The sequence below is a fragment of the uncultured Sphingomonas sp. genome, from assembly GCF_913777625.1.
Classification (GTDB): Bacteria; Pseudomonadota; Alphaproteobacteria; order Sphingomonadales; family Sphingomonadaceae; genus Sphingomonas.
The window spans coordinates 75,782-90,517 of sequence record NZ_CAJYTI010000006.1 but is presented as its reverse complement, the minus strand read 5'-3'; the positions used below and the strand labels follow the sequence as shown (position 1 = coordinate 90,517).

Annotated in this window: 8 protein-coding genes, 1 tRNA gene and 1 riboswitch; of the genes, 8 read left to right on the top strand and 1 reads right to left on the bottom strand. The window is 68.0% G+C overall.

Going from position 1 to position 14,736, the window contains the following annotated elements; all coding sequences use genetic code 11:
- Window position 1 precedes the first annotated feature (1 nt).
- The 8 genes from recJ to QZ814_RS03240 all read left to right on the top strand — a co-directional run bounded on the left by recJ (window position 2) and on the right by QZ814_RS03240 (window position 12,046).
- Window positions 2-1,768: a single-stranded-DNA-specific exonuclease RecJ gene (recJ, locus tag QZ814_RS03275; protein WP_294329661.1), complete on the top strand. Its 1,767-nt coding sequence runs from the start codon at window positions 2-4 to the stop codon at window positions 1,766-1,768.
- A gap of 54 nt (window positions 1,769-1,822) precedes the next feature.
- Window positions 1,823-1,897, top strand: a tRNA-Glu gene (locus QZ814_RS03270).
- 166 nt (window positions 1,898-2,063) lie between these two features.
- A riboswitch (Fluoride riboswitch) is annotated at window positions 2,064-2,140 on the top strand.
- A 23-nt stretch (window positions 2,141-2,163) separates the two neighbouring features.
- A complete protein-coding gene (locus QZ814_RS03265; protein ID WP_294329660.1) occupies window positions 2,164-3,552 on the top strand; it encodes a voltage-gated chloride channel family protein in 1,389 nt (462 codons plus the stop codon).
- A gap of 194 nt (window positions 3,553-3,746) precedes the next feature.
- The gene (locus QZ814_RS03260) at window positions 3,747-4,625 is read left to right on the top strand and encodes an ABC transporter ATP-binding protein (RefSeq protein WP_294329659.1); all 879 of its coding nucleotides are present in this window, start codon (window positions 3,747-3,749) and stop codon (window positions 4,623-4,625) included.
- 11 nt (window positions 4,626-4,636) lie between these two features.
- Complete coding sequence (locus tag QZ814_RS03255) at window positions 4,637-8,224, top strand: aminopeptidase (protein ID WP_294329658.1); 3,588 nt, start codon at window positions 4,637-4,639, stop codon at window positions 8,222-8,224.
- A 112-nt stretch (window positions 8,225-8,336) separates the two neighbouring features.
- Window positions 8,337-9,557: an NADP-dependent isocitrate dehydrogenase gene (locus QZ814_RS03250; RefSeq protein ID WP_294329657.1), complete on the top strand. Its 1,221-nt coding sequence runs from the start codon at window positions 8,337-8,339 to the stop codon at window positions 9,555-9,557.
- A 181-nt stretch (window positions 9,558-9,738) separates the two neighbouring features.
- Complete coding sequence (locus QZ814_RS03245) at window positions 9,739-11,526, top strand: cation:proton antiporter (protein WP_294329656.1); 1,788 nt, start codon at window positions 9,739-9,741, stop codon at window positions 11,524-11,526.
- Window positions 11,527-11,530: 4 nt separating this feature from the next.
- Window positions 11,531-12,046 (top strand): hypothetical protein, encoded by a 516-nt coding sequence (locus tag QZ814_RS03240; RefSeq protein ID WP_294329655.1) that lies wholly within the window; start codon window positions 11,531-11,533, stop codon window positions 12,044-12,046.
- A 9-nt stretch (window positions 12,047-12,055) separates the two neighbouring features.
- On the opposite strand, the gene alaS is transcribed toward QZ814_RS03240, so the two are convergent.
- A complete protein-coding gene (gene alaS / locus QZ814_RS03235) occupies window positions 12,056-14,707 on the bottom strand; it encodes an alanine--tRNA ligase (protein ID WP_294329654.1) in 2,652 nt (883 codons plus the stop codon).
- Between the last annotated feature and the right edge of the window lie 29 nt (window positions 14,708-14,736).

Genomic DNA, 14,736 nt, shown 5'->3' with positions numbered 1-14,736 from the left:
CATGTCCCCTGCCCTCAACGTTCACCGTTCGATCCTCGGCCAGCCCTGGCGCTGGCGCGGGCTCGCCGCCGATGCGCGCGACCCCGGTTTCGCCCCCGACGATCTCGTCACCCAGTTGCTCCTCACCCGCGGAGTCGACCGCGCCGACCTCGAGCGGCACCGCACCCCCAGCATCCGCGCCTTCATGCCGGACCCTTCGATCTTCCGCGACATGGACCGCGCCGCCGGGCGGCTTGCAGATGCGGTGGAGGCGCGCGAGCGGATCGCCATCTTCGGGGATTATGATGTCGACGGCGCCACGTCCGCCGCGCTGCTGATCCTCCTGCTGCGCGATCTCGGGCTGGAGGCCACCCCGTACATTCCCGATCGGCTGATGGAGGGCTATGGTCCCTCGGGCGAGGCGCTCGTCCGGCTGAAGCAGCAGGGACACGGGTTGATCGTCACCGTCGATTGTGGTGCGCAGGCGTTCGAGGCGCTGGCGATGGCGCGCGCGGTGGACGCGGACGTGATCGTCGTCGACCATCACAAATGCGCAACCGAGCTGCCCGTCGCCCATGCGCTGGTCAATCCCAACCGGCTCGACGAGACCGAGGGCGCCGAGCACGGGCATCTCGCCGCGGTGGGTGTCGCGTTCCTGCTGGGCGCCGCGCTCGTGCGGGTGCTGCGCGCGCGCGGCTATTTCACCGGCCGGGCAGAGCCCCGTCTGCTCGACCTGCTCGATATCGTGGCGCTCGGCACGGTAGCCGATGTGGCGCAGCTCCGCGGCCTCAACCGCGCATTCGTCGCGCAGGGGCTGAAGGTGATGGCGCAGCGTCGCAATATCGGGCTGGCGGCGCTGATCGAGGCGTCGCGCCTTACGCGCGCGCCGACCTGCACCGATCTCGGCTTCGCCCTCGGGCCCCGCATCAATGCCGGCGGCCGTGTCGGCAAGTCGGACCTGGGGGTACGGCTGCTCACCACCCGTGATCCGGCCGAAGCCCGTGCGATCGCCGCCGAGCTCGACTTGCTCAACGAAGAGCGCCGCGCGATCGAGGCGGAGGTCCAGACGGCGGCCGAATCGCTGTGCCTGGCCGGCGGCGACCGGATGGTGGCGCTGGTCGCAGGCAACGGCTGGCATCCCGGCGTGATCGGCATCGTCGCGGGGCGGCTGAAGGAGAAATTCGGCCGTCCGGCGCTGGTGATCGCGATCGGCGAGGACGGCATCGGCAAGGGCTCGGGGCGCTCGATCCCGGGGGTCGATCTCGGCGCGGCCGTGCTCGCCGCCAAGGATGCCGGTCTGCTGATCGCCGGCGGCGGCCACGCCATGGCCTGCGGCGTCACCATTGCCGGTGAGCGGGTCGAGGAACTCGCCGCCTTTCTCGACTCGCGGCTGGCGGAGCGAATCGCCGAAGCGCGGGGTGAACGCGCATTGCTGCTCGATGCGGTGCTGAGCCCGGCGGGCGTAAACCCGACGCTCGTCGAGGCGATGGACGCCGGCGGCCCCTATGGCATGGGCTGGCCGGCGCCGCGGATCGCAGCCGGTCCGGTGCGAGTGCTCAGGGCCGATGTGGTAGGCAGCGGCGGTCATGTCCGGGTGATCGTCGCGGGCGCCGACGGGCGCAGTCTCAAGGCCGTCGCCTTCCGTCAGGCCGATACCGAGCTGGGCCAGGCGCTGCTCTCCGCCCCCTCCCACCGTCGGCTCTGGCTGGCAGGCCGGGCCAAGGTCGACACATGGGGAAGCCGCCCCGCGGCAGAATTGCACATCGAAGATGCTGCATGGGCGGAATGAGTGCTTGACGACTCTCGAATCCCCCCCTATTCGGCCGCTCCACGCCACGCAGTTGGCCCCTTCGTCTAGCGGTTAGGACGCGGCCCTTTCACGGCTGAAACACGGGTTCGATTCCCGTAGGGGTCACCAGTGCCTCCAACGACTTGGTCGTTGTTGCACGTTCGGTGTCAGCTACACATCAAATATGTAGAAGCGGGCCGGCCGGTATTTCCGGGACCGGACGCCAGCCCGCGCCTCTGCGGCACGAGCCAGCCCCGTGGTCTGCCGTTGACGTTGCCGCCGCCGTTGCGCATAGGGCGGCCAAGGCGATGGATTTCCGCCGGGCCCTCGGGCCGAACCGCCCTCGCAAGGGCCGATGATTCCTACCGGGCGCCGCACGGCAGCAAGGAGGACTCATGCGCGCTACGTTTCGTATCTTGATCGGCCGGCTCCCTTTGGGGGCGTTCTTCCGCGACCGTCACGACCATGCAGTCTCGGTGCTGCGCTGGGTGCTGCTCCTCGTGCCGATGGCGGCGATGGTCGGAACGCTGTGCGCCGCCTTCCTGTGGAGCCTCGACGCAGCGACCCGGGCGCGATTCGAACATCCCTGGCTGCTCTACCTGCTCCCCGCGGGCGGGGCGGCGATTGCGCTGCTCTATCAGCGGTTCGGCCGGTCGGTGGAGGCCGGCAACAACCTGATCGTCGAGCAGATCCACGCGCCGGGCGGCGGCGTGCCGCTCCGCATGGCGCCGCTCGTCTTTCTCGGCACGATCGCGACGCATCTGTTCGGCGGCTCGGCGGGGCGCGAGGGCACTGCGGTGCAGCTGGGCGGCAGCCTGGCGAGCGCGGTCGCCGGCCGGTTTCGCCTCGATCCGTCGAGCGTGCGCGTCCTGCTGTTGGCGGGCGTGGCGGCAGGGTTCGGCGCGGTGTTCGGCACGCCGCTCGCGGGTGCGGTGTTCGCGCTCGAAGTGCTGGCGGTCGGACGGGTGGAATATGCGGGCATCGTGCCGTGCCTGCTTGCCGCGCTGGTCGGCGACTGGACCTGCCATGCCTGGGGCATCCACCATACGCCCTACCATATCGCCACGGCCGGCATCGGCGGCGACGCACTGCTGACCGAGCCGCTGCTACTCGCCAAGGCCGCGCTGGCGGGGGTGTTCTTCGGGGTTGCCGGTCTGGCCTTTGCCGAGGCAAACCATGCGCTGGGCGGGTTTCTCAAGGCGCGCATCCCCTATGGCCCGGCGCGGGCGGCACTGGGCGGCGTGCTGGTGATCGCGCTCGTCTGGATCGTCGGCACGCGCGGTTATCTCGGGCTGGGGGTCTGGTCCGCCCTCCCCGGCGACCCGACGATCGCCGGTTTCTTCACCGGCCCGGTCGACCCTTGGAGCTGGGCACTCAAGCTGCTGTTCACCGTCGTCACGCTCAGCGCCGGCTTCAAGGGCGGCGAGGTGACGCCCCTGTTCTTCATCGGCGCCGCCCTGGGCAACGCGCTCGGCGGACTGCTCGGCGCGCCGATCGACCTGTTCGCCGGGCTCGGCTTCGTCGCGGTGTTCGCCGGCGCGGCCAATACGCCGCTTGCCTGCACGATCATGGGCATCGAGCTGTTCGGCGCGACCCACGCGGTACCGTTCGCGGTCGCCTGCTTCGTTGCCTATGGCTGCTCGGGCCATAACGGCATCTATCTGTCGCAGCGGATCGCCGTGCCCAAGCGCCCCTCGCGCCTCTCGTCCGGTGCGGCAACGCTGCGCGAAGCGCGGGTTGCGCGCACGGCGGCGTCTTCCGCTGCCCCTGCCAGGAAGCGCTGAAGTCTCTCTCCCAACACAGGATCCGGCCTGGCGAGATCCGCATAATCCGCATGTACTGGCGCGTTTCTCGAGTGGACCGACGTGCGGCAGGCCGCGCAGCGGTAACGGCCAGGCTCCGCACCGCCAAAAGGTGCTTTACAGACACAATACAGCAGGTATCACCTTGGATCGTCATTACGATGGGGAACAGGCGAATGCTGCAGATCGACGGTCTCACCCAGATCTACGCGAACGGCACCAAGGCGCTGGACGGCGTGACGCTGGCGATCCCCCCGGGCATGTTCGGCCTGCTCGGCCCCAACGGCGCCGGCAAGTCGACGCTGATGCGCACCATCGCCACGCTCCAGACGCCGACCGAGGGCAGCATCCGCTTCGGCGACATCGACGTGATCGGCCAGCCGGAGACCCTGCGCCGCACGCTCGGTTATCTGCCGCAGGATTTCGGCGTCTACCCCCGCGTGTCGGCGTATGACATGCTCGATCATATGGCGGTGCTGAAGGGCGTCGCGGCGCGCGGCGAGCGCAAGGATACGGTCGAGGCGCTGCTCCACCAGGTCAATCTCTGGTCGGTGCGCAAGAAGGCGCTCGCCGGTTTCTCCGGTGGCATGCGCCAGCGCTTCGGCATCGCCCAGGCGCTGATCGGCAATCCCCAGCTGATCATCGTCGACGAACCCACCGCCGGACTGGACCCGGAAGAGCGCAACCGCTTCCTCAATCTGCTGGCCGAGATCGGCGACACGGTCGTCGTGATCCTGTCGACCCATATCGTCGAGGACGTCGCCGACCTGTGCCCGCGGATGGCAGTGCTCGCCGGTGGCCGGGTGCTGCTGGAAGGCGCGCCCCTGGCCCTGATCGAGGAGACGCGCGGACGGGTGTGGCAGAAGACGATCGCTCGCGACGCGCTGGAGGCACATCGCGAGCGCTACCGGGTGATCTCCACCCGACTGTTTGCCGGCCGCACCATCATCCATGTCGTCGCCGACGGACTGCCCGGCGAAGGCTTCTTGCCCGTCCAGGGCGGCCTCGAAGACGTGTATTTCTCGACGCTCGACGCCTCGCGTCGCGCGGCCTGAGGGAGGCGCCGATGTTCGCCGGCATCCTCGGCTTCGAGTGGCGCTACCAGCGCCGCAACCCGGTCTTCTGGGTCGCGATCGTGATTTTCTTCCTGCTCGCCTTCGGGGCGACGACGGTCGACCAGATCCAGATCGGCTCGGGCGGCAACGTCCACAAGAACGCGCCGTTCGCGATCGCGCAGAAGATGCAGATCCTCACGCTGTTCTACATGTTCGTAGCGACCGCCTTCGTCGCCAACGTGGTGGTGCGCGACGACGAGACCGGCTTCGGTCCGATCGTCCGCGCCACGCGCGTGACCAAGAGCGCCTATCTGTTCGGCCGCTTCGGCGGCGCCTTCCTTGCCGCCGCGCTCGGCTTCCTTGCGGTGCCGCTGGCGGTATGGGTCGGCAGCCATATGCCCTGGGTGGACGCCGAAACGCTCGGCCCCAATCGACTGAGCTATTACCTCTCGGCCTATCTGGTGCTGGCGCTGCCCAACATCCTGCTCACCTCGGCCCTGTTCTTCGCGCTGGCGACGGTCACCCGCTCGATGATGGCGACCTATGTCGGGGTCATCGGCTTCCTGATCCTGTTCTTCGTCGCCAACGTCGTGCTGGACCGCAATCCCGCCTATGAACTGGCGGGCGCCTATGGCGAGCCGTTCGGCATCGGCGCGACCAGCTATCTCACCAAATACTGGACCGCGGCCGACCGCAACACGCTGACCATCCCGTTCACCGGGCTGGTCCTATGGAACCGGCTGCTCGTGCTCGGCGTGGCGGCGCTGGCGCTCGTCTTCGCCTATGCGCGGTTCGGCTTCACGACGCGCCCCTCGAAGCAGGCACGCAAGGCCGCCAAGGCCGCCGCCGCGGTGATCGATACCGCCGACGCACCGCGTCCTGCCGGTCCGCTGCCCGCGCCGCGCTATGACCGCGCGACCGCCTGGACCCAGCTTGTCGTGCGCACCCGCCTGGAAATGGTGCAGGTGTTCAAGAGCCCGGCCTATGTCGTGCTGCTCGCGCTCGGCCTGTTCAACGCGATGGCGAGCCTGGTCGATCTGGGCGAGGTGGTCGGCACGCCGGTGCTCCCGGTCACGCGGGTGGTGATCGATCTGCTGAAGGGCACCTTCGGGATCATCCCGGTCATCATCGCCACCTATTATGCCGGCGAGCTTGTCTGGCGCGAGCGCGACCGCAAGACCCACGAGATCATCGACGCGAGCGCGATCCCCGACTGGGCGTTCGTCCTCCCCAAGGCGCTGGCCGTCACGCTGGTGCTGTTCTCCACCCTGATCGTCAGCGTGGCGGGCGGCATGATCATGCAGCTGGTGCATGGCTACAGCGATTTCGAGCTGGGCAAATATCTGCTCTGGTACGTGCTGCCGGAAACCGTCGACTTTACCCTGCTCGCCGTACTCGCGGTGTTCCTCCAGGCGCTGAGCCCGCACAAATTCGTCGGATGGGGGCTGATGCTGGTCTTCATCGTCGGCCGGGCGACGTTGAGCAATCTCGGCTTCGGCGACGTGCTGTACAATTACGGCCAGGGTCCGCGCGTGCCGCTGTCCGACATGAACGGACAGGGCAGCTTCTGGATCGGCGCCTGGTGGCTGCGGCTCTACTGGTCGGCCTTTGCGGTGCTGCTGCTGGTGCTGGCGCATGGGCTTTGGCGGCGTGGCACCGAGACCCGGCTGCTCCCACGTCTCAAGCGCCTGCCGCGCAAGCTGGCGGGCAGCGCCGGGGTGATCGGCGGCGCGGCGCTCGCGGTGTTCGTGGCGACCGGCGTCTGGATCTATACCAACACCCATGTCTGGAACGTCTATCGCACGCCGATCAGCGACGAGCGCGAACTTGCCGACTATGAGAAGACGCTGCTGCCGTTCGAGACGGTCCCCCAGCCTTCGGTCGCCGCAGTGCGTGTCGCGGTGGACATCCGCCCGCAGCAGCCGGGCCTGACCGCCGCCGGGCAGATGACGCTGGCCAACCGCACGGGCAAGCCGCTGGATGCGATCCACGTCCATCTCGGCGACCGGATCACCCGGCTCGTCTCGGTCACGATCCCCGGCGCGACGGTCGCCAAGGACTATCCGCGCTTCCAGTACCGCATCTATCGCCTCGCGACCCCGCTGGCGCCGGGGGCGACGACCACACTCGACTTCCGCACCGAGCGGCGTCAGCGCGGCTTCGCCAACAGCGGCAACGACACGCGCGTCGTCGCCAACGGCACCTTCGTCAACAATGGCGAGTTCGTGCCGACGCTGGGCATCGACCGCTCCGGCCTGCTCCAGGACCGCGCGAAGCGCCGCAGGTACGGCCTGCCCTCCGAACTCCGCCCGCCGAAGCTCGAGGATCTCGCGGGCACGCAGTTCAGCGCCTTCCACACCGACTGGATCAAGACCGACATCACCGTCTCGACCGATGCCGACCAGACGCCGATCGCGCCGGGGGACAAGGTCGCCGATCGCAGCGAGGCCGGGCGACGCACCGCGCGGTTCGTCACCACGGTGCCTATCCTCAATTTCTATTCGGTCCAGTCGGCGCGCTACCGGGAGAAGCATCTCCAGCATGGCGGCATCGACCTCGCGGTCTATTATGACGCCCAGCACGGCGCCAATGTCGATCGGATGCTGGCGGCATTCCGCCATGGGCTCGACCTCTACCAGCCTGCCTTCGGCCCCTATCAGTTCCGCCAGGCGCGGATCATCGAGTTCCCCGATTACGCCCAGTTCGCCCAGGCCTTTGCCGGCACCATGCCCTATTCGGAGGGCATCGGCTTCATCGCCGACCTCTCCGACCCCGAGAAGATCGACTATGTGACCTATGTCGCGGCGCACGAGCTGGGGCATCAATGGTGGGCGCACCAGGTGATCCCGTCCGACAATCAGGGCGCGACGATGGGCGTCGAGACGCTGGCGCAATATTCGGCGCTGATGGTGATGGAACACCTCTATGGCCGCGACCAGATCCGCCGCTTCCTGAAGTATGAGCTCGACCGCTATCTGCGCTCCCGCGGGGGCGAGGTGATCGAGGAACTGCCGCTCGCCCGGGTCGAGAACCAGCCCTATATCCATTATCGCAAGGGCAGCCTTGCCATGTATCGGCTCAAGGACGAGCTGGGCGAGGCGCGGGTCGATGCGGCGCTCAAGCGCTACGACGCCAAGTGGCGCTTCCAGGGGCCGCCGTACCCGCGCAGCCTCGACCTGATCGCGGAGTTCCGCGTCGGCGCGACGCCCGCCGAGAAAGCGCTGATCACCGACCTGTTCGAACGGATCACGCTGTACGACATCAAGACCAAGTCGGCAGCGGTGCGAAAGCTGCCCGACGGTCGCTGGCGAACGACGCTGACGATCGAGGCGCACAAGCTCTATGCCGACGGCAAGGGCAAGGAGACCGAGGCACCGATGGCGGAGCAGGCCGAATTCGGCGCCTTCGCCGCCATGCCGGGCCGCGGCAGCTTCGCGGCGAAGGACGTGCTGGCGCTGCAGCGGCTGCCGATCCGCACGGGCGTGCAGACCATCACCCTCGACACCAAGGCCAAGCCAGCCTTTGCGGGCGCCGACCCGTACAATGTGCGGATCGATCGCAACTCCGACGACAATGTGATCGCGATCAGCGGCGACTAGTCGGCGTGGCGAACGGCTGGGTGAGGATCGGGTGCTGTTCGAGGCGCTTGATCCCCCCCGCCCTTGCCCCTAGACGCTGCCGGGAAACCACCTGTCTCAGGAAAGCGAGCTTATGGCGAAGATCAAGGTTGCAACGCCCGTCGTGGAAATCGACGGCGACGAAATGACGCGGATCATCTGGGAATGGATCCGCGAGCGCCTGATCCTTCCGTACCTCGACATCGATCTGAAGTATTACGATCTCTCGGTGCAGAAGCGCGACGAGACCAACGACCAGATCACCATCGATTCGGCCAATGCGATCAAGCAGTACGGCGTCGGTGTGAAATGCGCGACGATCACTCCGGACGAGCAGCGCGTCGAGGAGTTCAGCCTCAAGAAGATGTGGAAGTCGCCGAACGGCACGATCCGCAACATTCTGGGCGGCGTGATCTTCCGCGAGCCGATCGTGATCTCGAACGTGCCGCGCCTGATCCCGGGCTGGACCAAGCCGATCGTCGTCGGCCGCCACGCCTTCGGCGACCAGTACAAGGCGACCGACTTCAAGGTGCCCGGCAAGGGCAAGCTGACCATGAAGTGGGAAGGCGAGAACGGCGAGACGATCGAGCACGAGGTGTTCGACTTCCCGCAGGCCGGCGTCGCCATGGGCATGTACAATCTCGACGAGTCGATCCGCGACTTCGCGCGGGCCTCGATGAACTATGCGCTCGGCCGCGGCTGGCCGCTGTACCTGTCGACCAAGAACACGATCCTCAAGGCCTATGACGGCCGCTTCAAGGACATCTTCGCCGAGGTGTTCGAGACCGAGTTCAAGGACCAGTATCAGAGCGCAGGCATCGTCTACGAGCACCGCCTGATCGACGACATGGTCGCCTCGGCGCTCAAGTGGCACGGCGAATTCGTCTGGGCCTGCAAGAACTATGACGGCGACGTCCAGTCGGACCAGGTCGCGCAGGGCTTCGGCTCGCTGGGTCTGATGACCTCGGTGCTGATGACCCCGGACGGCAAGACGATCGAGGCGGAAGCGGCGCACGGCACCGTCACCCGCCACTATCGCCAGCACCAGCAGGGCAAGGCGACCTCGACCAACCCGATCGCGTCGATCTTCGCCTGGACCGGCGGCCTCAAGTATCGCGGCAAATTCGACGGCACCCCCGAGGTGACCCGCTTCGCCGAGACGCTGGAGAAGGTCTGCATCGAGACCGTCGAGAGCGGCAAGATGACCAAGGATCTCGCGCTGCTGATCGGCCCGGACCAGGCCTGGATGACCACCGAGCAGTTCTTCGAAGCGATCCGCGTCAACCTCGAAACCGCGATGGGCAGCTGGCAGTAAGCCTCGCCCAACACGGCAAGACCTATGGAAAAGCCCGCCGCTGGCGGGCTTTTCTACTTGCAATGCCGGGCCTCGCAGCGTCTCTAGGGTCCATGACCGAGCGAGCAAAACCCGCCACCGGCCATCGGCCTTTCTGTTCCTTCCTGTTGCGTAGCGCACCCCTCGCCTTCCCGGGTGCCCCATGCTGAACCTTTCCAACCACGGCTTCAGCGACACGCTGGTGATCCTCGGCGCCGCCGGACTCGTCATCCCCGCCTTCGCGCGCTTCCGCATCAGCCCGGTGATCGGGTTCATCCTGGTCGGCGCGCTGGTCGGCCCCTTCGGGCTGGGCAGCCTCGTCGGCCAGGCACCCTGGCTCTATTACCTGACCATCTCGGACACGCACTCGATCGAGCCATTCGCCGAGTTCGGGATCATCCTGCTCCTCTTCTCGATCGGGCTGGAGCTTTCGTTCAAGCGGCTCTGGGGGATGCGCTCGCTGGTGTTCGGCACCGGTGCCGCCGAACTCTTCGGATCGGGACTGATCCTGGCGGCGCTGCTCTATCTCACCGGGCTCAGCGGCGGCGGCGCGATCGGGCTGGGGCTGGCGCTCGCCCTCTCCTCCACCGCGCTTGTGATCCCGATTGCGGGCACGACCAGCGCCGTCGGCCGCGCGGCCTTTGCGATGCTGCTGTTCGAGGATCTGGCGCTGGTGCCGATCATCTTCGGGCTGGGCGCGATGGCGCCGACACCGGATGGCGCCGGCTGGACGCGGCTGGCGATGACGCTCGGCATCGGCATCGCGACCGTCGTCGCGCTGTTCCTCGGCGGCCGGATCGTCTTGCCGAGGATGTTCGCCCAGGCCGCACGGACCAAGAGCCCGGAGCTCTTCCTCGCCGCCAGCCTGCTGGTCGTGATCGTCGCCAGCCTCGCCACCACCGCCGCCGGGCTCTCCCCGATCGTCGGGGCGCTGATCGCCGGCCTGCTGATCGCCGAGACCGAATATCATGGCGAGGTCGAGGCGATCACCACCCCGTTCAAGGGCCTCGCGCTCGGCGTGTTCCTGCTCACCGTCGGCATGCGGCTCGACCTCGGCTTCGTCCTGTTGAACTGGGCGGCGCTGCTGGGGGCGAGCCTGCTGGTGATGGTCGTCAAGGTCGCGGTCACCACCACGCTGCTCCGCTTCTCGGGCGCGCGGATGGGCACGGCAGCGGAAACCGGCGTGCTGATGGCCAGCCCGTCCGAGACGACGCTGATCGTGCTCGGCGTTGCCGGCGCCGCCGGCCTCATCGCGCCGGGCACGGTCGCGTTCTGGAGCGCCGTCACCGCGATCGGTCTCACCGCCACCCCGCTGCTCGCCAAGGCCGGCCGCACCGCCGCCCGGCGCATCGAGGGCAAGAACGGCGCCGACATCGCCGAGGAGGACCTCGACCAGATCGACGGCGGTACCGTGGTGATCGGCTTCGGCCGCGTCGGTCGTACCGTGGCGGACATGCTGCGACGGCACGCCAAGCCCTATGTCGCAGTCGACGCCGATATCGACAATGTCGTGCGCGGCCGCCGCGACGGTTTCCACGTCCTGTTCGGCGACGTGACCCGCAACGAACTCGTCGACCAGCTGCAGCTCGGCCGGGCGCAGGCGCTTGTGCTGACGATGGACGATCCGGTGCTGACGGTGCGGCTGACCAAGCGCGTTCGTGGCTGGGTGCCCCATCTGCCGATCATCGCCCGCGCCCGCGACGCGGCGCATGCGGCGGAACTCTACCGTGCGGGTGCCACCGATGCGGTGCCAGAAGCACTGGAAAGTTCGCTGCAGCTCTCCGAGGCGCTGCTCGTCGATCTGGGATTGGGCGTCGGTCCGGTGATTGCATCCATCCACGAAAAGCGCGACGAGATGCGCCGCTCGATCAAGGATGCCGCGGGCCTGCAGCGCGAGCCCCGGCTGAACCGATCGCGCCTGAACGCCACCGCCGAACCCAACAAGGCCTGACCCGATGCTGCTTACCTTTGCCCTCGCCCTCCTCGCCCCGGTTCAGGGCGACGCCGTTCCCGACCCGCTGGCACCCGCCAAGGCGGGCCGGATCCGGTGCGTCGATCCCGATCGGGCCAACCGCACCTGCGGCACGATCGTGCGCTACACGCTGCGCGGCGACGGCGCATTCGATGCGCTGGTCACCGGGGTGGTCAACCGCGATCCGCTGATCGTGCTCGAATATTCGACCTATGGCCTGGTCAAGGACGGCGCGGTGTGCAGCCGGATCCGGCCGGCAGACTTCAACGCCGGGCGCCTGACCACCAATGGCACCGCGCTCAGCCCCACGCTGGAGACGAACACCCGCGCCAAGCTGCTGGAGGCGCTCCAGCCGCTCGCCGGGCATGAGCGCTGCTACCGCGACGCCGGCGCGGGCGAGCTCACCGTCAATGTCACCATCGACGGCCTGCTACGCCCGGACATGGGCCAGACCGCGATCTGGGTGCTGCCCGAGGACGGCTACGCCCCCGGGCGCTGACCCCGAGGATCAGGCGGCGACCGGGCTTTCGGCCAGCGCCGCCTTCACGGCCGCGAGCGCATCCGCACCCTTGGCCCCGTCGGGACCGCCGCCCTGCGCCATGTCCGGACGGCCGCCGCCACCCTGACCGCCCAGCACCGCGACGGCGACCTTCACCAGATCCACCGCGCTCACGCCGATGCCGTCGGTCACGCCGACCGCAACCGACGCACGGCCTTCGTTGACCGCGACCAGCGCGACCACGCCGCTGCCGATCCGCGCCTTGGCCTCATCCACGGCGCCGCGCAGGGCCTTGGCTTCGAGCCCGTCGAGCACCTGGCCGACGAAGTTGATGCCGTTCACCTGCTCCGGGCCCGCCGGGCCAGCGCCGGCACCGCCGCCAAGCGCCAGCGCCTTCTTCGCCTCGGCCAGCTCACGCTCGAGCTTGCGGCGTTCCTCGACCAGCGCGGCGACGCGTGCCGGCACGTCGTCGGGCGCGGTCTTGAGCGCAGCCGCTGCCTCACGCAGCCGCTCGTCGCGGGCATTGAGCCACAACCGGGCGCCTTCGCCGGTCAGCGCCTCGATGCGGCGCACGCCGGAGGAAACCGCGCTTTCGGAGACGATCTTGAAGATCGCGATGTCGCCCGTCGCGTTGACGTGGGTACCGCCGCACAGCTCGACCGAGTAGGATGCATCCTCACCCAGCCCCATCGAGAGCACGCGGACCTCGTCGCCGTACTTTTCGCCGAACAGCGCCATCGCACCCGCGGCGATCGCGTCGTCCGGGGTCATCAGCCGCGTCTCGACCGTGCCGTTGTGGCGGATCTGCGCGTTCACATCGGCTTCGACCTGGGCGATCTGCTCGGGCGTCAGCGCCGAGGGGTGCGAGAAGTCGAAGCGCAGCCGCTCCGGCGCGACGAGGCTGCCCTTCTGGCTGACATGGGTGCCGAGCCGCTTGCGCAGCGCCGCGTGCAGCAGATGGGTCGCCGAGTGGTTGGCGCGGACCTGATCGCGATGCTCGACATCGACCGACAGGTGGACGGCGTCGCCCACCGCGACGTCGCCGCTCTCGATCTTGGCGTGATGCGCATGCAGGCGGCCGAGCGGCTTCGACGTATCGTCGACGAGCGCGCGCAGCTTGTCGTTGCCGATCACGCCCACGTCGCCCATCTGGCCGCCGCTTTCGCCATAGAAGGGCGTCTGGTTGGTGAGGATGGTCACCGTGTCGCCGGCGACCGCCTTCTCCACCCGCACGCCGTCCTTGACCAGCGCCACCACCTGGCCTTCGCCCTCGGTGCCGACATAGCCGGTGAACTCGGTGCCGCCGAGCTCGTCGGCAAGATCGTACCAAAGCTCTTCCGACGCCTTCTCGCCCGAGCCCTTCCAGGCCGCACGGGCGGCGCGCTTCTGCTCGGCCATCGCCGCATCGAAACCGGCGCGGTCGACGCCGATCTCGTTGGCGCGCAGCGCGTCCTCGGTCAGGTCATAGGGGAAGCCGAAGGTGTCGTAGAGCTTGAACGCGGTCGCACCCGGCAGCGTGTCGCCGGCCTTCAGGCCCTGGGTCGCCTCGTCGAGCAGGCGCAAGCCGTTGGCGAGCGTCTGGCGGAAACGGGTCTCCTCCTGGAGCAGCGTCGCCTCGATCAGCGGCTGCGCACGGACCAGTTCGGGATAGGCGGCGCCCATCTCGGCGACCAGCGACGGCACCAGCCGGTGCATCATCGGATCCTTGGCGCCGAGCAGATGCGCATGGCGCATGGCGCGGCGCATGATGCGGCGGAGCACATAGCCGCGGCCCTCGTTCGCCGGCAGCACGCCGTCGGCGACGAGGAAGCCCGACGAGCGCAGGTGATCGGCGATCACGCGGTGGCTGGCGACCTGCTCGCCCGCTGCCGAGGTACCGGTCAGCGCGGCCGACTGATCGATCAGCGCCTTGAACGTGTCGATTTCATAATTGTTGTGGACGCCCTGGAGCACGGCGGCGATGCGCTCCAGCCCCATGCCGGTGTCGATGCTCGGCCGCGGCAGGTCGCCGACGATCTCGTCATTTTCCTGCACGAACTGCATGAAGACGAGGTTCCAGATCTCGACGAAACGGTCGCCATCCTCCTCGGGCGAGCCCGGGGGGCCGCCGTAGATGTGCTCGCCGTGATCGTAGAAGATCTCCGAGCAGGGGCCGCACGGACCGTCCGAGCCCATCGCCCAGAAATTATCCTTGGTCGGGATGCGGATGATCTTGTGATCGGGCAGCCCGGCGATCTTCTTCCACAGGTCGAACGCCTGGTCGTCGGTATGGTAGACCGTGACGGTCAGCTTTTCGGCCGGGATACCCCATTCCTTGGTCAGGAGCGTCCAGGCGTGGGTGATCGCCTGCTCCTTGAAATAGTCGCCGAACGAGAAATTGCCGAGCATCTCGAAGAAGGTGTGGTGCCGGGCGGTATAGCCGACATTGTCGAGATCGTTGTGCTTGCCGCCCGCGCGCACGCTCTTCTGGCTGCTGGTCGCGGTGCTGTAGGGGCGCGATTCCAGGCCGGTGAACACGTTCTTGAACGGCACCATGCCCGCATTCACGAACATCAGCGTGGGATCGTTGTGCGGCACCAGCGGCGCGCTGGGGACGCGGGCATGGCCCTGGCCCTCGAAATAGTCGAGAAACGAGCGGCGGATATCATTGGTCGACGTCATGAGGTCGACTTAGGGGCGTGCGGGCGTTC